Genomic DNA, 25,173 nt, shown 5'->3' with positions numbered 1-25,173 from the left:
GGTAAGTACTAATGCGGCCTTTTCTCACGGATTGTTTCGGGGGGTGCGTGCTAATATTCCTGATGCTACATTCAGAAAATAGAAGGAATGGATAATCAGTAATTAATGATTGGTGCGAGTTTCACTTATTTACAGCAAGTTTAACTACCAATTATCCATTCCAGGTTCTTACAACGTAAAGTATATGCGTTTAATAAAGTTGATAAAGATCGTACTCAAAGAACTGTAACTCTTTTCTGATACCTGTGAAAGGTGTCCTGTCTCAGGAGTGAATCAGTTCATCTTCTTCTTTCAGGGAACCGTTGTCGGATACGCTGATCATAGAAGGGTGATAGTTTTCGTTGTGCTGAGTAACATCCAGTCCCAGTTCTTCTTCTTCTTCAGATACACGCAGTGGGTGAATCAGGTTGATGAGTTTGAAGATACCGTAAGATACTGCGAAGCTGTAACCTACTACCAGCAACAGACCCAGTACCTGGTTTTTGAACAGCTCGAAGTTACCATAGAACCATCCGTTGGTACCAGCTTCGTTTACTGCTTTGGTAGCGAAGATACCGGTGAGCAGCATACCTACCATACCACCTAAACCGTGGCAAGGGAATACATCGAGTGTATCATCAATGCTGGTTTTAGATTTCCAGTGTACTGCGATGTTAGAAATGATAGCGGCAATGAAACCGATGAATATACTTTGCGGGATAGCAACAAAACCAGCAGCAGGAGTGATGGCCACCAGACCAACTACCGCACCGATGCAGAAGCCGAGTGCAGATGGTTTCCGTCCGCGGATTACATCAAAAAATACCCATGATAAACCGGCAGCAGCAGTAGCTGTGTTAGTAGTAGCGAAAGCTGAAGCAGCGAGGGCGTTGGCGCTCAAAGCAGAACCTGCGTTGAAACCGAACCAGCCGAACCAGAGTAAACCGGTACCCAGTAATACAAAGGGAATATTTGCAGGTTGTAATTCTTTCTTTTCGATATGATCCTTTCTTCTTTTCAGTACCAGGGCACCTGCCAGGGCAGCGCAACCTGCAGAAATATGTACTACAGTACCGCCGGCAAAATCCAGTACACCTAATTTAAACAGGATGCCATCAGGATGCCAGGTCCAGTGTGCAATTGGTGCGTACACCAGCAAACTGAATAATACCATGAACAATACATATGAAGTGAAACGGATCCTTTCCGCTACTGCTCCTACCACCAACGCAGGAGTAATGATTGCAAACTTCATCTGGAAGAGTGCAAACAGTAACAGCGGAATAGTGGGGGCCAGGCTCCAGGGGGCTCCTGACCCTACATTTTGAAACATAAAAAATGTGCGGGGATCTCCAATGATACCATTTACAGATTTACCAAACGCCAGGCTAAATCCAACTACTAACCAAACGATACTGATTAAACCGGTAGCAATGAAACTTTGCATCATGGTAGAAATCACGTTCTTCTTATTTACCATGCCTCCATAAAAGAAGGATAAACCGGGAGTCATCAAAAATACCAGGGACGATGCTACAAGAATCCAGGCGATATCAGCGGAATTATATTTGCTGGCATCAGCAAAATTCGGGAGGGCAGGCATAAAAATTCCAACTATTGCGATAAGCGCAAGGAAAATGAAGGGGAGATAGTCCTGAAAAGATATTTTCTTCATAGCGTTTGATTTTTAAATTTCTTAAATAAAAGTAGGTCCGAAATTTAAAACATCAAATAGAAGGGTCTAAAAATAGAAATATTTGAATAAGAGGTGCGATAATTAGGATTAAATCAATGATATTATAATTTATAATAATATTAATTATTATTTTTTAAGATATCTGGGTTTTTATAGAGCTGAAATACTAACGTAAATAGTTGAATATCAATATCATTAGAAGAATATTAAGGAAAGGTTAACAATTTTCAAAATTACCAGGTGCACGCGCTACTGTAATAAGGGAGGAAGCTACGTAATCACCTGATAAATAAATATATACAAATTATTAATTTATTACTTTAATTGCTGGAACAACTAATTTATATTATAAATAATTACATGTGATGTTCTGAATTTGCAAAGCCGATTATTGTTTCATTTCAAGTAATTCGCGCTCCATTGCAAACATCTGATCCCTCAAACGGGCGGCTTCCATAAAATCAAGATCGCGGGCTGCCTTCTCCATATCCCTCTTCACTTTGGCAATGGATTTCTCCATCTGCGGGATAGTTTTTACACTGGCCGCAGAGGATTTCGCATACGCCATCGCATCTTCTGCCACCAACTGCACCTCATCATGGATAGCCATTGGCGAATTTTCATCGAAGTGCTTGATTTCCAGTACAGAAGTTTGCCCCATGATCTGCTCCTTGCTTTTACGGACGGTGCGGGGAGTAATATTATGCTCTATATTAAATGCTACCTGCTTCTCGCGGCGGCGATCCGTTTCATCAATAGTACGCTGCATGCTCTCCGTTATCTTATCAGCATAAAAGATCACCAGCCCGTCCACATTACGCGCCGCACGACCTGCCGTTTGCGTGAGAGAGCGCTCATCGCGCAGAAATCCTTCCTTATCCGCGTCCAGAATAGCTACCAGCGACACTTCCGGCAAATCCAATCCCTCCCTCAGCAGGTTCACGCCTACCAATACATCTATATTACCTAACCGCAGGTCACGTAATATCTCAATACGTTCCAGGGTGTCCACCTCGGAGTGGATATAACGCGACTTAATATTAATACGTCCTAGATATTTGTCCATTTCTTCGGCCATGCGCTTTGTCAGCGTGGTTACCAGCACACGGTCGCCCTTCTGCACCCGCTTGTCTATTTCCTCCAGCAGGTCATCCACCTGGTTCACACTGGGCCTCACTTCAATAGGCGGCTCCAGCAAGCCTGTAGGACGCACCACCTGTTCCACTACCACGCCCTCTGTTTTCTTCAACTCATAATCGCCGGGGGTGGCACTCACAAATATGGCCTGGTTCACCAGATTCTCAAATTCATAAAAATTCAGCGGACGGTTATCCAGCGCAGAAGGCAAACGGAAGCCAAATTCCACCAGGTTCAGTTTACGGGACCTGTCCCCTCCGTACATGGCGCCAATCTGCGGGATGGTCACATGGCTTTCATCCACCACCAGCAGAAAATCTTTCGGGAAATAATCCAACAGGCAGAAGGGCCGGGCGCCAGGCTTACGACGGTCCAGGAACCTGGAATAGTTTTCAATACCACTGCAATAACCCAGCTCACGGATCATTTCCACATCATAGTTTACCCTGTCGGATAAACGCTGTGCCTCTATCAGCTTTCCATTAGCCTTAAAATATTCCACCTGCGCCTTCAGTTCATCCTGTATTTCATATATGATCTGTTGCATCATGTCCTTTGGAGCCAGGTACATGTTTGCAGGAAAAATGGCCGCGTTGTCTACCACCGTGATCCGCTTACTGTTCTGTACATCAATGGTTTCTATCTCTTCTATCTCATCTCCAAAAAAAGTAATCCGGTAACCATAATCCACATAGGGCAGGTTAATATCCAGGGTATCGCCCTTTACACGGAAGTTACCCCGGTTAAAATCGCCGGTAGTACGGCTGTACAGGGAGTTTACCAGGCTATGCAGCAAGGTGTTGCGGCTTACGGTTTGTCCTTTCTGGATACGGATGATACCATTTTCATAGTCGGTAGGGTTACCGATACCATAAATACAGGAAACACTGGCTACCACTATAATATCCCTTCTGCCGGAAAGCAGGTTGGAAGTGGCTTTCAGCCTGAGCTTATCCAGCTCCTCGTTAATGGCCAGGTCCTTTTCTATATAGGTATCACTCACCGGCATATAAGCTTCCGGCTGGTAATAATCATAATAGGAAACATAATATTCTACCGCATTGTCCGGGAAAAACTGCCTGAGTTCGCCGTAAAGCTGTGCTACGAGTGTTTTGTTATGGGTCAGCACCAGGGTAGGGCGTTGCACCTGCTGGATAACATTAGCCACGGTAAAAGTTTTACCGGAGCCGGTTACCCCCAGCAGCGTCTGAAACGGTTCGCCTTCCTCTATTCCTTTTGTTAATTGTTTGATCGCTTCCGGCTGGTCACCAGCTGGAGCGTATGGAGCATGTATATTAAAAGACATATTGAAATTTCTGTTTGAGAAGTATCTGTAAAAATACTAAGAATATGGAAGTGAAAGTGTTAAAAAAGAAGCTTTAATTTTGCTGCCACAATCAAGAAAGGACTTATGAGAAAAAAAATTTTAACGGGGCTGATACTGGCCTTCCTGTTACCCCTTGCCACTTTTGCCTGGGGCCCTAACGGCCACCGTATTACCGCCGAAATAGCCTGGCTTCACCTTACCCCCCAAGCCCGCAAAGCAATTACCAACATCCTGGGCCGCGAAAGCCTGGCCATGATCGCCAACTGGCCCGATTTCATCAAATCAGACACCACCCACCAGTACGATCACACCAGTAAATGGCACTACCTCGATTTTCCCGGCAATATCGACCGGGCAAAGTTTGATGAGCTGCTGAATGCAGCTAACGATGAAAACCTGTACACGCAAACACAGGCCATGATAAAGGAGCTGAAAAACCGTAACCTGCCGAAAGACAAACAACGGTTTGCACTCACTTTCCTGGTTCATATGATGGGGGATATGCATCAGCCCCTGCACGTAGGCCGTGACGAAGACATGGGCGGCAACAAAATTGCAGTAATGTGGTTCGATAAACCTTCCAATCTGCATAAGGTATGGGATGAACAACTGATCGATTTCCAGCAGTTGAGTTATACAGAATACACCAAAGCGCTGGACATCGCATCTGCAGCGGAAATTAAGACCATACAGCAGGGCTCCATCGCCGATTGGATGTTTGACTCGCACCAGCTCTCCGACAAGGTATATGCCTATACGCAGCCCGATGCCAAGCTCAGCTACCGGTATAATTATGTTTTTGTGAAGGACCTGAATCAGCAGTTGCTGAAAGGTGGGTTGCGTTTGGCAGCTATCCTCAATAATATTTATAAATAAGCAGGGGATCCCTTTGGGATTCTTATAAAAGATTAAGGGAGATATATGCGGGCTTCGCTTATATCTCCCTTAATCTTTTATAAAAATCAATATAATCAGTCGCCGGAGGCGATACATTCACTATACCAGGTCAATATCAAAATTCACCAGCTGAACAAACTGCTCCAGGCGGGCCGCAATATCTTCGTGCGTAATTTCGCGGATGCGTTCAGTTCCAAACTTTTCCACACAGAAAGAAGCCATAGCAGAACCTACGATGATAGCGGTTTTCATGTTTTCAAAGGAAATATCCTTTGTTTTAGCCAGGTGGCCTATGAAACCTCCTGCAAAAGTATCGCCAGCGCCGGTTGGATCATATACATCATCCAGTGGCATAGCAGGAGCGAAGAATACATGATTTCCGGAGAATAATAATGCGCCATGTTCTCCCTTCTTGATGATCAGGTAACGGGGACCCATAGACATAATTTTACGGGCAGCTTTCACCAAAGAGTATTCACCGCTCAGCTGACGGGCTTCTCCATCGTTTACCATCAGCACATCCACTCTTTTTAATACCTTCAGCAAATCGTCCAGTGCTACTTCCATCCAGAAGTTCATGGTATCCATCACTATCAGCTTAGGGCGTTCTTTCAACTGATCCAGTACACTCATCTGCACCTGTGGGGTAAGGTTACCGAGAATGAGGAACTCACTTCCCTGGTAGCTTTCCGGGATAACAGGCTGGAAATCGGCCAGTACATTCAGTTCTGTTGCCAGTGAATCACGGGTATTCATATCCATGTGATACTTGCCTGACCAGTAGAACGATTTTTCACCTTTCTTCACCTGCACACCATCCAATACCACTCCTTTAGCAGTCAACGCATCCAGTTCTGAAGCCGGGAAGTCCTCACCTATTACAGACACCTGGTTAATAGGCTGAACAAAGTTAGACGCTGCCCATGCGATGTAGGTGGCGGAACCACCAATGATTTTACCTGACTTTCCAAAGGGGGTTTCGATTTCATCGAACGCCATAGTACCTACGACTGTGAGTGACATGCTTATTGAGTTATTTTTATTATGTTAAAATTTAATGCAAACCTCGCAAAGGTAACTACTTATACAGAAAGCAGGAAGCTAAATCTTCACCTGCTTCCAGGTACCCCGGCGAAACAGCCATATAGCCACCAAAGCGGAGGTAGACTCAGATATAGCCATCGCCCAGAAAACCCCTACCGGTCCCATTTTTAGCAGGATAGCCAGCGTATAGGCCAACGGCATCTGGAATAGCCACATAATAAACATGTTGATCAACATAGGCGTACGCGTATCGCCGGCGCCATTGAAAGATTGGGTAAGTACCATGCCATAGGCAAAAAACACGTAACCAGCGCTCATTAACCGGATACATTGCACGCCATAGGTGATTACAACCGGATCGGTTGTAAAGAAGCCAATAATGGCGGGCGCCCACACCATAAATACAACCGCTACCACACCCAGGAAGATCATATTAAAGAAGGCCGCCCTCCAGGCCGATTTTTCGGCCCGCCCGGGTTGTTGCGCACCAAGGTTTTGCCCTACCAGTGCTGCTGCTGCATTAGCCATTCCCCAGGCGGGTAATATAGTAAAGATCACCACCCTGATGGCAATGGTATATCCTGCTACGGCATCTTTTCCAAAATGAGAAATAATGCGCACCAGGAAAATCCAACTGGCAGAAGCTATCAGCATTTGCGCAGTAGCGCCGGCTGCAATTTTAAGAATGGCGCCAATCAATGGAAACGCCGGAGCCAGATGCTTTTTCGTAATGCGGATCAGGTCCTTTCCTTTTACCAGGTGATACAACTGGTATATCACGCCCGTGCCTCTTCCGATAAAAGTGGCAATAGCAGCGCCTTTCAGACCTAAGGCAGGAATTGGTCCCCATCCCGAAATTAACAGCGGGCACAATATAATATTCAGTCCGTTCGCAATCCATAACGACCGCATGGCCAGGGCCGCATCGCCAGCCCCGCGGAAGATGCCGTTGATCAGGAATAATAAAATGATCACGATGTTGCCGCCAAGTATTATCTGCGTATATACGTAACCGTAGTCGGCTACTTCTTTGGCGGCGCCCATTACCAGTAAGATATCTTTCGCAAAAAATATTCCCGCCAAACTTATCAGCACAGAAATAACCAATCCCGGGTATAAGGATTGCATGGCTGCATGCGCTGCGGCATCAGGATCCTTTTCGCCGGTTCTGCGGGCAATCATAGCGGTGGCCGCCATGCTTAACCCCATAGCGCCGGTATATACCAGCGTGAGCACGGATTCTGTAAGCCCTACTGCAGTGATGGCGTTTACACCCAAATGACTCACAAAATAAATATCGACTACCGCAAACAGTGACTCCATCGCCATTTCAAGGATCATGGGAATGGAAAGCAGGAATATAGCCCGGTCGATACTTCCTGTTGTAAACTCTTTTTCACTACCGGTAACGGCTATCTTAAATAATTGAAAAAAACGACGTGTACGCTGTGGCGCGTTCGTTAAAAGAGGCATAATTTACTTTTGAAAATAATAACGAGGAACAGTGCATTATCCGCACTGCAAACTAAAACAGGAAAAGTGGAAGGGCGACAAGCGGAACTACCGTGGTCTTAATAAATTTTCATATGCTGTCAGTTCTGGCATCTCATGATGCTCCGCAAATGTAATTTAATTTTTCAATCATCAAAAACCATCTTTAAAAATGCGCAGGTTAACATCAGTTATAACAGATATTTCTTCATGAAAAGAAAATACGATCGCTACGATCCATGATACGTAAAGGTTACAGGCAGGTGAAAAAAAATATTTAAAAAATACTTTACCTATAGCTGTAACTTTTCATTTTCACTTCCGTTTAACATTCCAAGTAAGCGCTGAAAACCTATATTAAAACAACATCACAATCACAAACATTACAATTACAAAATTACAATTGTAAAACCTTTATAAAAACTGAAATCATGCTTATGTTCAACAAAAACACACTCCTGACGGGAGTAGTGATCGCTACTGTATTGGGTATTACTGTAAGCTCCTGCAAAGATGATGATAATCCAACACCACCTCCTCCAACACCACGTTCCAAGTCGTTTGAACTGAAAGGATCCGGTGCTGATAAAGATAAAAAGGTAGGTGATATTACCATCACCGAGAACACTGATAGTAGTGTGAACGTTGTATTGAATCTTACTAAAAACATTAAAGACGCGGATCATGGCGTTTACCTGATTGCTGGCACTGCTGCGGCTCCCAAAACAGATACCCTGCTTAAAGGAACGTTTAAAGGAACCGGTGCTGCACTGAAGATAGATCTCTTAACGAAAGTAAAATCTATCAAGGTTTCAAAACCAGGCGGTATTCAGAAAGATACTGCATTCAAGTATAACAATGCGATAGAACTCAGTTCCCATCTGAAAGTAATGAAAGCCGCTGATACCATTGCTATTGGCCTCTTTGGTAAAAGCAACTAATTCTAAAGTCTGAAAATTTACATTAGAACTATTGAAAGCATGTTCATAGTAATGAACATGCTTTCTCCTGTATTTTATTTAAGAAGGATTCCTAATTAAATAAATTCTTTCAGATATCGAAAATCATTAAATAAAAAAGCCGACCAGGAGGCCGGCTTTCTAAATGGTTATTACAGGATATGGAAGGATCCGGCCAAACAGCCGGTTTAAGGGAAAATTTTTATTGACTACTGCTGTTACCATCATCTTCCACCTTTACCTGAACCTGTCTTTTTAATACCTTGAATTCAGTTCTGCGGTTAAGCTGACGTCCTTCTGGATTGTCTTTATGATTAGGCAGTGAGTTTGGTGCAATTGGTTTGGATTTACCGTAACCTTTAGCGATGAGCCTTTCCGAAGCAATACCCCTGCTGATCAGGTAATCCACGCAGGATTGAGCCCTGGCCTGGGACAGCTTGTCGTTGAATTTCACGGAGCCTACGCTATCGGTATGTGCGCTCATCTCGATCGTTAACTTCGGATTATCGTTCAGCATATCAACCACTGTATCCAATACTGCTTTAGATTCCGGACGGAGCGTTGCCTTTCCGAAATCGTAGTAGATATTATTAAGTACAATTGGTTTTTCTATTTCGTAATGCTTGAGACAAAGGGTGGGATTGTCCATAGAATCTATCCTCACCAATGAATCTGTATTAAAATAGAGTGTTTTGGTGAAGTAGTTGTCTTTTTCAGCAATCACTTTGTAAAAGCGTTGTGGATCCACTTCAAAGGTATACCTTCCGGTGGCGTCCAGTGTAACTTTGCGGATTGTTTTTCTTCTCACTGTATCCAATAAGGTAACGGTAGCGCCTTCCAGCGGCAGATGGGTATCGCAGTCGATGATCAACCCACTTGCTATTTTGCGGATGCGGTTAATGCTGAATACTTCCAGGCAGCAGATAGATTCCCTGTCGGAACTGATGAAGCCTGCTGCAAAGGGATGTGTATTATCCAGTGCCGTATAATAGATATCATCTTTAGGAGAATTCAATGGTTTACCCATATTAACCGGGGCCGACCAGGTACCGAAGTCGCCCTCGCTCTGGAAGAAATCGAGCCCACCCAAACCTACGCGACCATCGGTGCTGAATACGAGCAGATTTTTCTCTGCATCATAGAATGGCGCCTGTTCCTCATCTTTTGTGTTGATGGCTGTACCCATATTGCGGGCGCCACCGGGCGTGCCGTTGGTCATGATGCAATACCACAAATCATTTTTGCCCATACCTCCGGGTCTGTTGGATGCAAACAGCAGGTATTTTCCATCGGCAGTGATATAGGGCTGCATAGAGTTATACCCTGTAACGTTTACATTGTCGCCTAATATTTTTGGTTCAGACCACACCCCATTCTGGCGACTGCTGAAATAGATAGCGGATTGTTTCACGCCATCTTTCATCGACCAGCGGGTGATATACAGAGAGTTACCATCCGGGGTGATGGCAGATACTCCCTGGTCGAATCCTTTAGTGGTAGGGATTTTCAGCTTCTGGCTGTTATCGAAGGTATTGCCGCTGCCGGTAGCAGTGTAAAGATCATTTACATATGGGGTTCCTTTTTTTGCTTGTTTTTTTGTGGTGGGCTGCTTAACAGTGGTAGGCAGCGGTGGATTTTCCGCACGGGAAGAGGTAAACATTAAAGTGCCCGGATCCAGGATCACCGGCGCATAGTTTGCACCGCCTTCATTAACATTACCGGCAGTTTTTACGATCGTAAATCTTGGTTCCTTATTGGCTTCAGAGAGTGCGAATTCACAGCAGGCAATTTCGAGCGGGGTTCTTACAGACAGTTCATCGGCGGCGGTATAGCTTTGTTTGAATTTTTTAAATTCATCCAGTGCCTCCTGGTATTTTCCATTGTTCCTGAGGCAGATGGCGTACCAGTACCGGGCCTGGGGATATGCCGGATTATTAAAGCCAACCAGTTGCGCATACCAGGTTTCTGCATTACCATAGTCGTAGAAGAGCCGGTAAGATTCAGCCAGCCTGGCTACCACCTGTTGATAATCCTTCAGTTTACCACTGGGAGGAGCGCCGGCAACTGTATAGGGTAATACCTGCTCTGGCTTGATTTTGAAAGTGCCCAGTGCTTTATTGTAGTACTGTGCCGCGGAATAATAATCCCGTGAGCCGTAAAAAACGTCTGCAGTATGTTTAAAATCATAAACATACTGCGCTTGTAGGGAGCCAATTATTCCTGTAAAAACCACCAGCCAACAGAGTGTAATTTTTTTCATGAGGGTTCCATTTCTTTTTTCTGTATATGTTTTTGCCTCCATTCTGATCCGGTTTTTGATAAATTATAACCTGGGACAAATAAAGTATTCTTCGTTAAGCATTCTTCTTTTGCGGCTGATAAAAGAGAGTGATATTTCAAAGCTCTGGCTGCCATTTACCAGGCGGCGCATGTTGGAGGTATTGGCATCGTAGCTTAATCCCAGTACAAAGCTTTTGAAATGGAAACCGGCAAAAGGAATTACGGCATCATTGAAGCGATAGTTACCTCCCACCAGGAAATCGAATTCAGGATTTACCATCAGCTGGGCATACATACCCGCCACAATTTCTTCGGCATTTCCTTGTCTCATGTAAAGTCCGGTAGGAGTAAGGGTTACGGCATCATTCAGCCTGATTTTGGTACCACCGTGTACCAGGTATCTTACCGGCAGCTTTCTTTCAGTGCCATCGGAGGAAAACGGATCCTTTGGTTGTGTAAGATGCTGTGCTGCAAATCCAGCAAATGGATTTAATGTATGATTTGGATTACCATCAAAAAATACTACACCTGCTCCTGCGTCAAACTGGTTGGACGTGGTATTGCTTACATTCTCCCCGTTAAATATGCTGGGATCAAAACCGGTTACCGGCTGATACTGGCTGCCGGTCTGGAATTTAGCAGGATCCAGCCTTCTGTTGATCAACCCTGCGTTGATCCCGAACACCAGCTGGCTGGTTTTGGTACGGCCAAATTTCACACCGGTGTAAGAAACGCTGGCCATTGCATTGAAGAAATTATAGCCTGCATCACCTGCCGACATGTTCATTACATTAATACCTACGCCTATATTCTTATCCGTAGCGGCATCTGCAGAAATACCCACAGTGGAGAATGGTTTCCCGTAATTGGCCCACTGATTACGATAGTCGGCACTAATGCGGTAATCACCGTCTATCACGCCTGTAAGAGCAGGGTTAAGCCATAACGGGTACGCATAGTATTGCGAAAAGTGCGGATCAACCTGGGCAACAGAAGTGCGGGGCAATAAGCTGCTCCATAAAATCATTGCAACTATAAAAATCCTTTTCATAGGAACATTTTTAAGTATTTCTGGATAAACCGGGATGCTTTGCAGCACCCCGGTTTTATTTTTGATTTGATCTTGCTGATGAATCATCATTATCTCATGAGGGTTACGTTACCTTTCTTCGTGATCACCGTACCATCCTGCATGGTAGCCTTCACTATCCATACATATACGCCTACCGGTTGTTTCTGTCCGCTCATGGTACCATCCCATCCCTGACGTTGATCTTTCGATGTGAATACCAATTGACCCCACTGGTTGTAGATCCTGAATTCAAGCTGTGCAATGGCGGTTCCATATACATACTCGATATCATTTATACCATCGCCGTTCGGGCTGAAGAGGTTCGGTATATAGATGTTATTGCCTTGCGGGTTCTTCGTTTTATCCGTTACTGCGGCAGACAGTGCACTGTTCTGACAGGTGGATGCCCCGATGGCACGTACCTGGATCGTAGCACTCTGATTTGGCTGCAGACCGGAGATAGTATGTGTGGTACCAGTTGCACCTGAGCTTGGCGCTATGAATGTGACGCCGTTGTCTACTGTTACTTCGTAACGTTGTGCTCCTGTAACCGGTGACCAGCGGAAGGTAATAGATGTAGCCGTAGTGTTGTCCACTGTTACAACCGGTGCAGGCAGTGGTTGTGCCAGGCTGATATCTACCCTTGTTCTGGCGGAGCTGGTGCAACCACCTGCTGTAAATGCTTCTACATAGTAAGTAGTATTGGCATTCAGCGCTGGTGTAACAAATGTTGCACCTGTGGTTATCGGCGTACCGTTAGTTGCTACGGAGTACCAGCGGAAATCAACATCCGGAGTGGTGGAAGTAGCCATCAGTATTGCTGTGCTGCCCGGACATATCGGATCGTTTCCGGTTACACGTGGTCCGGCTGGTGGAAGTATTACTTCAACGCTCACCGCAGTACGTGTTGGACTTGTACAACCATTGCTGCTGGATGCTTCCAGGTAATACATCTGGTTAGCTGTTACCGCCGGTGTTGTATAAGAAGCACCTGTGGAGATAGCAGTACCACCTGTTGCGGTAGTATACCATTTGTAAGTGAGGGCGCCATTCGGACCCTGTACACCGAGCGTAGCTGTTTGACCGGTGCAAACCTTGATGACTGCATTGGTTACTATAGGAGCAGCCGGCGACGGATTCACGGTTACTTCTACCCTTGTTCTGCTTGCACTGATGCAACCGCCGCTGGTAGATGCTTCCAGGAAGTATACAGTACTTACGCTTGGTGTGATAGTGAAATCTGCACCGGTAAATACGGCTGTTCCTCCGGTTGATGCGCTGAACCATTTGTAGATGATACCTGGTTGTCTGCCTTTCACAGAAAGTACCGCTGTGTGTCCGCTACATACTGTCAACGGATCTGCCAATGGCGCATCTATATCGTTTCTCACATTTGCTGTTACTGCTTTGCGACCGCTGCTGCAACCCTGACTGTTCAGTGCTTCTACATAGAATGTAGTGTTTGCTGCCAGTGGTTTCGTTGCGTATGAAGTACCGCTTGCGAGGAATACGCCGTTATTCTGCGCATCATACCAGCGATAAGTCAATGAAGCGTCTGCACCCTTGATACTGAATGTTACGGTACCACCTATGCAGGTTGTGAGGTTATCAGCATTTACTTCCGGTATTGGCGGAGTTGGGTCAACGGTTACTGTCACCGCTGTTCTGCTGCTGGAGCAACTTCCCAGATTTGCCTGTACATAGAAGGTAGTATTCTGAGTAACCACCGGTACGCTGTACACTGCGTCAGAAGAGAGCAGGTTGCCGCCCGTTGCAGCGTCGTACCACTGATAGGTAACTCCAGGTTTGATTGTTTTCACCGATACGGTAACACCAGTGCCGGCACATGTTTTAAGTGCAGAGGCTACTACATCCGGAGCTGTTTGTGGTGCCACTACTGTTACAGTAGCTTTCACTCTTGCGGATGGACTACCGCATTGACCTGTAGTTCCTGTTGCACCCACATAATAATCCATGCTGGCATTGAGCGGTCCTGTCTGGAATACCGGTCCTACACCTACAGAATCATTACCTGCGGCAGAAGTATACCATTTGTAGATTACTCCGTTGGTAGCTGAAGTTACACGGAGTGTAGCGGAAGTTCCCATACAGATAGTGAGTGCATTGCTTTCCAGGATTGGTGTTGGTGCTTGTCCTACACCTATTGAAACTTTCGCTCTTACACTATTACTGCAATTACCATTGTTAGCTTCTGCATAGAAATCGGTACTTGTATTTAATGCACCGGTTGTGTAGCTATTGCCTGTGGCAAGCAGCGTACCACCAGATGCCGCGTTGTACCAACGGTAGGTTACACCTGCTACTGGATTCTGAATAGAAAGTGTTACACTGCCTCCCTGACAAATGAACAGGGAAGTGGATGAAATTGCAGGTATTGCCGGTACGCTCTTCACGGTGATGGTGGCCTTCGTTCTGCTTGCGCTTGGGCAGCCTCCATTTACCAATGCCTGTACGTAGTAGCTCACTGTAGAATCCAGTGCCGTGATATTAAACGTTGATCCTTCGTTTACTTTGTTGCCGCCTGTTGCTGCATCAAACCATTCGTAAGTAACACCGGCTGCAGGACTTTGTATCTGCAATGTTACATTCTGACCTTTACAAACTTCCGCACTGTTGCTTACCAGTACAGGAGCCGGTGGTACAGGTACCACGTTGATCTTCGCGGCAGCTCTTACAGAAGGTTTACCACAATTTGAAGTATCACCGGTAGCTTCCACATAATAGGTTGTATTAGCTGTCACATTATTCACGGTGAAGATTGGTCCTGTAAATACAGCCACTCCGCCGGTTAATGTAGTATACCATCTGTATGTGATATTATTCACAGAAGACGTTACTTTCAGTACCGCTGTTCCACCCTGACATGCTGTTACATTATTGTTTTCGAGTATCGGGGTTGGAGCAACACCTACGCCTATTGACACTTTCGTTCTGGCAGCACTACTACATCCACCCAGAGAAGCTTCTGCATAGAAGTCTTTCGAAGCAGTGAGGCCCGTTACCTTGTACACCGGACCGGTGAACAGTAATGTACCGCCTGTTGCCGCACTATACCAGCGGTAGGTCAGCGTATTATCCACGTTCTGAATGCTCAGTGTTGCGGTATCGCCTACACAAATGCTGATCGCTGATGCGCTAATAATCGGAGCCGGTATATCACTCACTGTCACTTTCACTTCTTTGGCGCTGCCGGCTGCATTTGCGCATCTGTTGCTTCCTTCTACAGTTACATAGTAAGAAGAGGTTGCGCTCAGGGCACTGGTAGTATATGTTGCGCCTGAAGCAAGGAATGTTGTCAGGGCTGCATCTGCATACCATTTGAATATTGGGTTTGTTACGGTTGTTGAAGCAGCCGTGAGTTTAACCGTAGTATTTGCACAGATAGTTGTATCTGCCGCTACGATGTCTGTTGGAGTGGCGGTGTTATTCACCGTTACTTTTACTGCTTTCAAGTCACCTGCTTTATTTTCACACTTGCCGGCGTTGCTTACACTTACATAGTAGGTGTATGTTCCCGGCGTCAGTCCTGTGATAGTTAATACGCCCGCGCTGCTTACACCTTGTGTAATCGGACCGGTTCTGTCGGCATTAGCATACCATTTGAATACAGGATTCTGTACTGTAGTGGTAGTTGGTGTTAATACCGCTGTATCGCCTGCACAAATTACTTTATCAGTGATTTGAATATCGGCAGCTGTTGATGCACTGTCTACAGTGAGGGTAATCCTGGTGCGTCCGCTGTCGTTAGCGCAGCCACCCGCGTTCACCGCTTCCACATAGAAGTTATAGGTACCTGCCTGCAGACTGGCTGGGGTAGTATATTCATTACTGTTAGTTACCAGTGTTGCACCACCTGTTGCTGCGTCGTACCAGTTGTACCGAACCCCTGCTACTGCTTTTACCCTGAGGGTAGTTGGTGTATTCAGACAGGTAGATACATTATTGGCTTCCGCAACCGGAGCCGATGGAGATCCCTGAACAGTTACTGTGATGGCCGCTGATGCTGCACCCGGACAACCATTTCTGCTTGGTACTACTGTATAAGTATGTACTCCGGAATCGAGTGTGGTTGGTGTTACATAAGCAATGCTATCCAGTAAGTGGTTACCCTGGCTGTTGTACCAGCTGTAAGTGATACCTGCTGCAGGATTTATTACGCTGAGGGTAGCTTGTTTACCCTTACAGATAGTAGCGTTGTTCACCTGTACTTTCGGCTGAGCAATGGCACGTTGTGCGTAATTGAAATCAACATCGAGTAAGGCTCCCAATATACCTGACCTGAGTTTCACTTCCACACCATCAAACTGTTTGGTTGGTACAAACCACAGAATAGCACTTCTGTTGCCGCTCAGCAGATCCAGGTGCAGAATTGGATTAGACGTCAGCACTGAATCACCTGGTGTATTGCCATTGTATGTAGTGAGTTGTATACTGCCGAGCACCGCTGCAGAAAGGATCTGGCTTGGGTTGGACAGTTTCACTCTTACGGTATCACCCGGAGTAGATAATCCGTTGAAGGTTGCTTTCTGGAATACCGTTGCATTGATTGCTCCGAGGTTGATTACCAGGGAAGATCCGGTGCTTGTAAAGGCATCCACTGCAAGTTGCGGGTTGTAAACATTACCCAGCACCAGCAAACCAGATCCACCTATTGTTTGTCCGGTTGCGGCTTCGCATGGTACCTGACCTGACGGAGTTACAGTAATAGCATTCACTGCTACTCTTGCAGACTTACAGGTAGCTGCACCCGGCAGGGCTGCTTCCACCCAGTAGGTAACGGTTCCCAGGGCAGTAGATGCAGGACCTTCGAAAGATGCACCTTTAAATAAGGTGTCTGTTGCTGTTTGTGTTCTGAACCAGTAGAATTCTGCATTCGCTGCATCTGCTTTTGCAATGAACAGCGGACGCTGACCAATCACAACGGTATCATTTACAGGTGTTACTGTTGGCGGAGCCAATGAGGTACCTGTTTTAACGGTAACCGCCGTTCTGGTGGCAGATATTGTATTACAGCTGTCGTTGATAGCTTCTACATAATAGGTTGCCTGTGCGGTTACGTTGGTCACAGTAAATGTTAAGCCGCTGTCCGGAACCGGATTCAGTCTGGTTCCACCGGTAGCAACATTGTACCATGCGTAGCTATAGCCACTCACAGGGTTGTTGATAGCAAGTTGTGCATCAGATCCTGCGCACACTTCCACATTTGCAGAACGTACTACAGGAGGTGCAGGCGCTGCCACCACTTTCACATCCACTCTTGTGCGAACGCTGCTGGCGCAATTGTTCCTGAACGCTTCTACCAGGAAGGCGGTGTCTGTAGTCAGGGTACCGGTGGTGAAGGATACACCATCTTTACCTGTGAGATAAACACCTTTACTGTTGTACCAGCGATATGTAACGCCAGCCACAGGATTCTGTACATCCAGTTTAGCAGTGTTGCCGGCACATACCGTTACCTGCGTTGCCTGAACTTTCGGAGCCGCCAGTGCGCGTTGCGCGTAGTTGAAGTCTACTGTTGTTAATGCACCGAGTATGCCTGATTTCAGTTTTACTTCTACTGCATCAAATGCTTTAGTCGGTACAAATTCGAGAATAGCTTGTCTCTTGCTGCTCAGTATAGTGAGTTTAATGAGCGGATTATTTACCAGGAGAGAGTCTCCAGGAGTGGTACCGTTGTAAGTTGTTAACTGTACGCCACCCAACAGTGCTGCAGAAAGCACCTGGCTTGGGTTCGACAACCATACCCTTACAGTATCTCCAGGAGCAGATACTCCGTTGAATTTAGTTCTTTGCCATACCTGTGCGTTCAATGCACCCAGGTTGATTACCAGGGAAGATCCGGTGCTCAGGCTACCGTCTACCGCCAGGGCAGGATTGTACACATTACCCAGTATGAGTAATCCGCTGCCGCCGATTGTTTGCGTAGAAGCGCCTTCACATGGGCCAGGATCCGGACCTGGTTCAGGGCCATATATTACTACAGCAGGTACCCTGATAGATTTGCAGGAAGCGCCACCTGTTAACCTGGCTTCTACCCAGTAGGTAACGGTTCCCTGTACATTGGATACAGGAGGCGTATATACTGGTCCTGTAAACAGGCTATCATTACCTGCCTGACTTGCATACCATACAAACTGAACATTAGCTGTATTGGAAGTAGCTGTCAGTGCAGTTTGTCTGCCTACTACCGTTGAATCCGGGTTTGGTGTTACCACCGGCGCACTTAATGAAGCAGATAATACAATGCTGATGGCTTGTCTGCCTGATGCAGCACCACAACTGCTAACAGCTTCTACATAGAAGGTAGTATCCCTGTTAACTGCTGTTACATTAAATACAAAGCCACTGTCGGTATTCAGCTTCGTACCTCCGGTTGGTACATTGTACCAGTTGTAGGTCAGTTGATGATCCGGGTTAGTTACCTGCAGTGAAGCATTTGAACCAGGACAAATATTCACGGTAGCAGGAGCGCCTGGTACCGGAGGAGCGGGTGTAACAGTAACGGTTACAGGTATACGATCCGGGTTAGGACAGTTGTCTGGTCCGCCCAGTACCGCTACATAGTAGGTTACTTTACCTGCTACTTTCAGCGTATCAGTAGTATAAGTATTCTGTGTGCTTAATACAGTACTGCTGGTTGAATCAGCATACCAGCGTACAGATGTACCGGCCGCTGGTGTTACAGAAAGCGTAGCCTTGCTGTTGATACAAGCGGTGGCATTTGTAGTATTTACAGTTGCCTTAGGATATATGATCCTTGCACCATAGATATCAATTGAATTCAGGAGGTTCAGTACACCAGTCATTCTTACTTCTACCCGGTCGTAAGCAGCAGGAGCTACTACAGTAGCCTGGAACTGCTGACCGTTGAGTAAACGCAGGGTAAGCAATCTTGACAGGGTGTCTGTTTTAACCAGTGTATTATTATTATAGAGACGGATCAGTGTACCTCCCAGGAGACTAACATCCGCCAGTCCTACTGAGTTACCCAGACGTATCTGAACACTATCTGCTGCAGATCCTGCATGCGGGAAGATCAGCTGTTGATATACAGAGCCTCCGAGCGCACCAACAGGCACAGACAGTGTAGTGAAATTGGTTTTGACACTGTCGATATCATTGGTAGGATTATTTACGCTACACAGGATACAACCCAGGGTAGTACCTGAAGTCTGACTGGTAGGAACGTTACAATCCGGAGAAGGAATCACACCTCCTGTTACTTTCACATTTACAGCTGCGCGGGCAGATTCACAGGCACCGGCAATTCTTACCGCTGCATAGTAAGTGTAAGTACCCGGCGTATTAAATGGTCCTACCTGGATGGTGTCACCCATACCCTGAACAGTAGTTGCATCTCTATACCATACGATGGTAGCACCTGGTACCGGCTGCGCGCTTAAAACAGCCTTTACACCAGTAGTTACTACTACATCGCCGGTTACAACCGGAGCAGCAGGAGCTGGTACTACGCGTACTGTTGCAGCTTTCAACGTACCGGCTGCATTTTCACACTGACCGGTTCCGGATACACTTACATAATATGTATAAGCACCGGCAGTCAAACCAGTAATGGTCAGGTTACCTGTGCTGTCCAGTGCATAGCTTACCGCACCTTCTACCAGGCCGTTGGTAATCGGAGATGTTTTGTTTGCATTTTTATACCACTTGAATACAGGAGCTGTAACACCCGGTGCAGTTGGTGTTAATACTGCCGGTCCGCTGGTGCAGGCGGTAGTAGTGTCTGCGATCGTGATATCACCAGACTGGCTGATCGGGTTAACCGTTACCCTAACAGGTACACGGTTTGGATTCGCACAACCATTTGCGCCAACTGCCTGAACATAGTAGGTAAATGTACCTGCTGTTTTCAGGGTGTCTGTAACATATGTATTTGAAGTGCTCTTTACAATAGTGGTGGTAGAATCAGTATACCAGCGTACAGTTGTTCCTGCGGCCGGTGTTACAGTTAATGTGGCAGGTTGACCAGCACATACCACCAGGTTTTGTGTAGTAACGGTAGGATCAGGAACAACGGCACGTACATCATAGATGTCCAGTGAATTCAGCAGGTTGGCAACACCTGTCAGTTTTATTTCCACACGATCATAAGCGCCGCCTGCCGGAACAGTGGCATAATAGCGGGTACCGCTTAATATTCTCAATGTAAGCAGCTGAGATAATGTTTTGGTGCTTACAACGGTTGTTCCGTTATAAACAGTTACCACTGCACCACCGAGTAAGCTTACATCCGCCAGTCCGCCCGGTGAAGCCAGCTCAAAACGGATGCTGTCTGATGCCGCGCGTACTGCAGGGAAGATGAGACGTTGATAAACAGAACCTCCCAATAAACCTACCGGTATATTGAGGCGGGTAAAATTAGTAGTAATAGAATCGATGTCGTTGTTTGGATCAACAACGCTACACAGCACGCAACCCAGCGTAGTTCCGGTTACCTGGCTGGTAGGCATATTACAGTTGGCAGGTATAACCGGTCCGGTTACTGTAATCACGATTGGCAAGCGGTTGGATAAACAACCACCTGCCAGGCTATCGCCTACATAATATGTATATACTCCCGGACTTGCGAACGGAGGCAAAGTAATGGAATTGCCGGTGGCTATCGGCGCCAGTGTGGTATCGCTATACCACAACACGGTAGTGCCGGGAGCAGGAGTTGCTGTGATGGTTAACGGCAACCCGGTGCTGATGGAATAATTCTGTACTACTGTTGGCGGAGCCGGAGCGGTGGTGACCTTGATAGTCGCAGCTTTCAAACTTCCGGCGGCATTTTCACAACGGTTAGCACCGGATACACTTACATAATAAGTGTGATTGCCTGGTGTAAGACCGGTAACACTAAGCTGACCGCCCGCGGTGATGGTGAAGGTAGCGCCGCCTATAACAGCACCGTTTGTAATCGGATTGGTTTTATTGGCATTTGCATACCATTTGAATACAGGTGTAGTAACACCGGCCGCAGTTGGTGTCAACACTGCCGGTCCGCTACCACAGCTTGCTGTAGTATCTGCTATTGTAATATCTGCCGCAGTAGCTAATGGGTTTACAGTGGCTGTAACCGGGATACGGTTTGGATTAGGGCAGGTGCCATCCATTACCTGTACATAGTAGGTGAAGGTACCGGCTGTTCTTAAGGTGTCTGTTGTAAAGGTAGGCTGATTACCCAGGGAAACGCCACCGGTTGAATCAGCATACCACTGAACAGTAGTACCTGCAGCCGGAGTAGCTGTGAATACTGCAGGTAGGCCAGCGCATACCGCTACATTTCTGGCGGTAATAACCGGATCCGGAACAACGGAACGAACACCATAAATATCCAGGGAATTTAGCAGGTTCGCTAAACCGGTTAATTTTATTTCTACGCGGTCATACACGCCACCGGCAGGTACTGTAGCATAGTAACGGTTACCGCTTAATAATCTTAGGGTGACTAACTGTGATAAATTCTGTGTGCTTACCACTGTGGCGCCATTGTACACAGTTACTACTGCACCGCCCAGTAAACTTACGTCTGCCAGTCCGCCTGGTGAAGCCAGGTCAAAACGAATGCTGTCAGTTGCTTCGCCTAAGCCGGGGAAGATGAGCTGTTGATAAACAGAACCTCCCAATAAACCTACCGGTATATTGAGGCGGGTGAAATTAGTACTAACAGTATCGATGTCGTTGGTTGGGTTTACAACACTACACAACACGCAACCAAAAGTAGTTCCGGTTACCTGGCTGGTAGGTACGTTACAGCTGGTAGTAGTAACAGGCCCCGTTACAGTGATGGTGATCAGCACGCGGCTTGAAACACAACCACCTGGCAGGCTGTCGCCCGCGAAATAGCTGTATACACCCGGAGTGGTAAACGGCGGTAACGTAATAGAGTTACCGCTACCAATGGATGCCTGCGTAGTATCGCGGTACCAAACGATCGTTGATCCCGGAGCAGGTGAAGCTACCAATGTTAATGGTAACCCGGTAGTTACGGTGTATGACTGAACCAGGGTAGGAGGTGCAGGTGGGGTAGTTACTTTTACAGTAGCAGGTTTCAGGCTGCCGGCTGCATTTTCGCAACGGTTGGCACCTGATACGCTTACGTAATAAGTATGGTTACCCAGTGAGAGGCCGGTAACGGAGAGGCTGCCGGCTGCATTTATAGTAAAGGTAGCACCGCCAATAACAGCGCCGTTTGTAATAAGCGTTGTTTTATTGGCGTCTGTATACCATTTGAATACCGGAGTTGTTACGCCTGCAGCAGTTGGTGTGAGTGTGGCAGCACCGCTTCCGCAAACATTGGTAGTATCGGCAACAGTGATATCAGCTGCAGTACCCAAAGCATTTACAGTAACGGTAACCGGTATACGATTTGGATTCGCGCAGGTACCGTCCATTGCCTGTACATAATAAGTAAAGGTACCGGCTGTTCTCAATGTATCGGTAGTAAATGTCGGTTGACTACCCAGGGAAATGTTACTGGTTGAATCAGCATACCACTGAACAGTTGTACCCGCAGCAGGTGTAGCCGTGAATACAGCAGGCTGGCCAACGCATACATTTACATTGCCGGCGGTAATAACAGGATCCGGTACAAGAGAACGTATACCATAAATATCAAGGGAATTGAGCAAATTGGCTACACCGGTAAGTTTCACTTCCACCCGGTCGTATACGCCACCCGCGGCCACTGTAGCATAGTAGCGGGTACCGCTCAATAATCTCAAAGTGACCAATTGTGATAAGGTGTGTGTACTTACAACCGTTGCACCATTATAAATGGTAACCACGGCGCCTCCAAGTAAGCTTACATCTGCCAGTCCGCCCGGGGAAGCGAGATCAAGACGGATGCTATCTGTTGCATCACCTGCAGCAGGGAAGATAAGTTGTTGATAAACTGATCCTCCCAATAAACCTACCGGTATATTGAGGCGGGTGAAATTAGTAGAAATAGTATCTATGTCAAACCCAGGGTTTGTAACACTACACAATATGCAACCTAAAGTGGTTCCGGTTACCTGGCTGGTGGGCACGTTACAACTGGTAGTAGTAACAGGGCCGGTTACAGTAATCACCACAGGAACACGGTAAGACGTACAGCCACCGGTAGTTTTTACACCTGCGTAATAAGTAAACACACCCGGATTGGTAAACGGTGGCAGGGTAATGGAATTCCCTACCGCAATAGGTGCCTGCGTGGTATCGCTGTACCATTCAATATTGGCACCGGATACCGGGGTGGCTGTTAATACCAATGGTATGCCGGTTGTTACCGCGTACGCCTGAGAAAGTACAGGTGGCGCAATTTGCGCAGCTACAGTTACCGGAGCTGCCTTCAGGGCGTTAGCTGCATTTTCACAATGATCGCTGTCTGATACGCTTACATAATAGGTGTATGATCCTGCAGCCAGACCGGTAATACTTAATTTTCCGGTTATATCGATGTTATACTTAACGGCTCCTTCTATCAGGCCATTTGTAATAGGACCGGTTTTATCAGCATTTTTATACCAGCTGAATACCGGGTTATTATTAACGGTAGCAGAAGTAGGTGTAATTGTTACGGTGTCCGCCAGGCAGCCCTGCGTACTGGCAGGAACTGTGATATCTGCAGCGGTTGAGAAATTATTAACCTTTACTGTTACCAGTGTTTTGGCTGATTCAGTTGAACAGCCAACCCTGGTGGCAGAAACATAATAGCGGAAACTTCCGGCTACCCCTACAGGAGGACTGTAGCTGATACTATTGGATGCTACAATGGTGGTTTGGGTAGAGTCGTACCATGTATAAGTTAATCCGACTTCCGGATTACTTACATTCAATGTAAGCGGCGCATTTAAGCAGGTGGTCCTCAATGGTCCACCAGCTCCTGTTGACGGGCCCGCCGGGAAACGTTGTATTTCATGTACTCTCAGGGAGGCGAGGGCGCCTACCAGTCCCGATCCGATCTGCACCTGTACATGGTCGAAAGGAGCGGTAGGCAGGAAAGTTAATGCCTGCAAATTTCCTGCTCCTGAAAGAAGATTGAGATGTAATAAGTTGCCGTCGGCCTGAATATTATCAACCACGTTAGGACCATTGTAAGTAATGATTCTAACTGAACTGAGCAGCTGTAAAGTAATCAATGAGGCAGGATCAGAAATCACTACGCGGATAGAATCACCGCTTTTAGAGAGACCAGGGAATACTGCAGTTACCTGGGCACTGCTGCCTAATGCACCTACAACGCTGCTCAGCGTTGCATAGTTGGCTGCAGTGACAATACCATCGCCTGCTGCTGCAGGATTGGTTACCACACCGAGTGAAGCTGCCTGCCCGGTAACACCGTATAGCACATCTATTGCTGCGCCACAGTTTATTGTACCTGAAGCAGGTGTATCATAATATGCTGAAAATACCTGTATGCTGCCAGCTACTCCTGCTAATCCGCCATCTACTGTTACCCGTACCCGGTCGTATGTTCCGGCGGGAGCAGGTAAAAATATTTCCGCCTGGTTACCGCTTGCCAGCAGGGTTAATACTGAATTATTGGCGAATACAGTACCTCCTACCGGGGTACTGCCGTTATATGCCTGAACATAAACACCTCCAAGCAGATTTAGATTCACCAGGGTGCCGAGTGTACCGGCCGTACCGATTTTAACCACCGCCGGCGTGTTATTGGTAACTGGCGCCGGAAAGATCAGATCCTGTGATGCCGTAGCGCCTAAGAGTGTAACCAATGTAGAGATGGTGGATGCTGTAGTAAGGGAACCATCCACTGCCTGCGCGCCATTTGTTACACCACAACCAATGCAAAGCCCTGTGGCCCTGCCTATCTGGGTATTGGCATACACCCTGGTGGTGTACGTTTGCGCCTGACTAACCTGAGCGCCTATACTAAATAGTAATAATAGTAACACGAGACTTTTCCATACTATTGACCCGGCCTTATGAAAGAAGTGGGCAACGCTGGTTTTCACAGCATCCTTCCCTGCGAAGCTAGGGAAACAGAAAAGGGCAGTAAAAGGGCTATTAGGAGTAGCTTTTGAATGCATAGCATCAAATATTTGAATAAAAATTGTTCAGTTTCATTGCAATACAACAAAACTCTAAAGGGAGGCAGGCAGGTTAGGAATGGCTTGGGGAAGGGATACTGGTTGATAAAAAAGTATACTTCCTTGCGGTTATTTGTTAAAAGAATGTTACAAAAACGCTACGAATGTATATTGAAGGGCTGGTTTATTGATATGTCTTTCTTGTTCATTTCCGGTTAACAGTTCAGTTTGTT

At 46.5% G+C, this 25,173-nt stretch carries 9 protein-coding genes; 2 read left to right on the top strand and 7 right to left on the bottom strand.

The features are described from left to right. Positions 1-262: 262 nt before the first annotated feature. A complete protein-coding gene (locus B5Z18_RS22295) occupies positions 263-1,654 on the bottom strand; it encodes an ammonium transporter (protein WP_079471697.1) in 1,392 nt (463 codons plus the stop codon). Between the two features lie 409 nt (positions 1,655-2,063). Then, positions 2,064-4,118: an excinuclease ABC subunit UvrB gene (gene uvrB / locus B5Z18_RS22290; protein ID WP_079471696.1), complete on the bottom strand. Its 2,055-nt coding sequence runs from the start codon at positions 4,116-4,118 to the stop codon at positions 2,064-2,066. Between the two features lie 105 nt (positions 4,119-4,223). On the opposite strand from uvrB, the gene B5Z18_RS22285 reads away from it, so the two are divergent. Then, a complete protein-coding gene (locus B5Z18_RS22285) occupies positions 4,224-5,015 on the top strand; it encodes a S1/P1 nuclease (RefSeq protein WP_079471695.1) in 792 nt (263 codons plus the stop codon). Positions 5,016-5,135: 120 nt separating this feature from the next. On the opposite strand, the gene B5Z18_RS22280 is transcribed toward B5Z18_RS22285, so the two are convergent. Further along, positions 5,136-6,059 (bottom strand): PfkB family carbohydrate kinase, encoded by a 924-nt coding sequence (locus tag B5Z18_RS22280; RefSeq protein ID WP_079471694.1) that lies wholly within the window; start codon positions 6,057-6,059, stop codon positions 5,136-5,138. Positions 6,060-6,137: 78 nt separating this feature from the next. Beyond that, complete coding sequence (locus tag B5Z18_RS22275; protein ID WP_079471693.1) at positions 6,138-7,553, bottom strand: MATE family efflux transporter; 1,416 nt, start codon at positions 7,551-7,553, stop codon at positions 6,138-6,140. Between the two features lie 449 nt (positions 7,554-8,002). Between B5Z18_RS22275 and B5Z18_RS22270 the strand changes: the two genes are divergently transcribed. After that, entirely contained in the window at positions 8,003-8,512 is a 510-nt protein-coding gene (locus B5Z18_RS22270) for a hypothetical protein (protein ID WP_079471692.1), read from the top strand. Positions 8,513-8,732: 220 nt separating this feature from the next. Here the strand turns inward: B5Z18_RS22270 and B5Z18_RS32845 are convergent, their stop codons facing one another. The 3 genes from B5Z18_RS32845 to B5Z18_RS22255 form a co-directional block, all read right to left on the bottom strand. After that, on the bottom strand, positions 8,733-10,790 hold the full coding sequence (locus tag B5Z18_RS32845) for an OmpA family protein (RefSeq protein ID WP_227024434.1): 2,058 nt from the start codon (positions 10,788-10,790) through the stop codon (positions 8,733-8,735). A 63-nt stretch (positions 10,791-10,853) separates the two neighbouring features. Then, a complete protein-coding gene (locus B5Z18_RS22260; protein WP_079471798.1) occupies positions 10,854-11,861 on the bottom strand; it encodes a PorP/SprF family type IX secretion system membrane protein in 1,008 nt (335 codons plus the stop codon). A gap of 89 nt (positions 11,862-11,950) precedes the next feature. Further along, a complete protein-coding gene (locus tag B5Z18_RS22255; RefSeq protein WP_143313658.1) occupies positions 11,951-24,940 on the bottom strand; it encodes an Ig-like domain-containing protein in 12,990 nt (4,329 codons plus the stop codon). Between the last annotated feature and the right edge of the window lie 233 nt (positions 24,941-25,173).

The organism is Chitinophaga ginsengisegetis (assembly GCF_900168065.1).
Taxonomy (GTDB): Bacteria; Bacteroidota; Bacteroidia; order Chitinophagales; family Chitinophagaceae; genus Chitinophaga; species Chitinophaga ginsengisegetis.
The sequence above is the reverse complement of the archived record's forward strand: the minus strand, read 5'-3'. Positions and strand labels throughout refer to the sequence as shown.

Excerpts from the sequence above, each read along its gene's own strand:
- B5Z18_RS22295 (WP_079471697.1), bottom strand. The coding sequence starts at position 1,654 with ATGAAGAAAATATCTTTTCAGGACTATCTCCCCTTCATTTTCCTTGCG.
- uvrB (WP_079471696.1), bottom strand. The coding sequence starts at position 4,118 with ATGTCTTTTAATATACATGCTCCATACGCTCCAGCTGGTGACCAGCCG.
- B5Z18_RS32845 (WP_227024434.1), bottom strand. The coding sequence starts at position 10,790 with ATGAAAAAAATTACACTCTGTTGGCTGGTGGTTTTTACAGGAATAATT.
- B5Z18_RS22275 (WP_079471693.1), bottom strand. The coding sequence starts at position 7,553 with ATGCCTCTTTTAACGAACGCGCCACAGCGTACACGTCGTTTTTTTCAA.
- B5Z18_RS22280 (WP_079471694.1), bottom strand. The coding sequence starts at position 6,059 with ATGTCACTCACAGTCGTAGGTACTATGGCGTTCGATGAAATCGAAACC.
- B5Z18_RS22270 (WP_079471692.1), top strand. The coding sequence starts at position 8,003 with ATGCTTATGTTCAACAAAAACACACTCCTGACGGGAGTAGTGATCGCT.
- B5Z18_RS22285 (WP_079471695.1), top strand. The coding sequence starts at position 4,224 with ATGAGAAAAAAAATTTTAACGGGGCTGATACTGGCCTTCCTGTTACCC.
- B5Z18_RS22260 (WP_079471798.1), bottom strand. The coding sequence starts at position 11,861 with ATGAAAAGGATTTTTATAGTTGCAATGATTTTATGGAGCAGCTTATTG.
- B5Z18_RS22255 (WP_143313658.1), bottom strand. The coding sequence starts at position 24,940 with ATGCATTCAAAAGCTACTCCTAATAGCCCTTTTACTGCCCTTTTCTGT.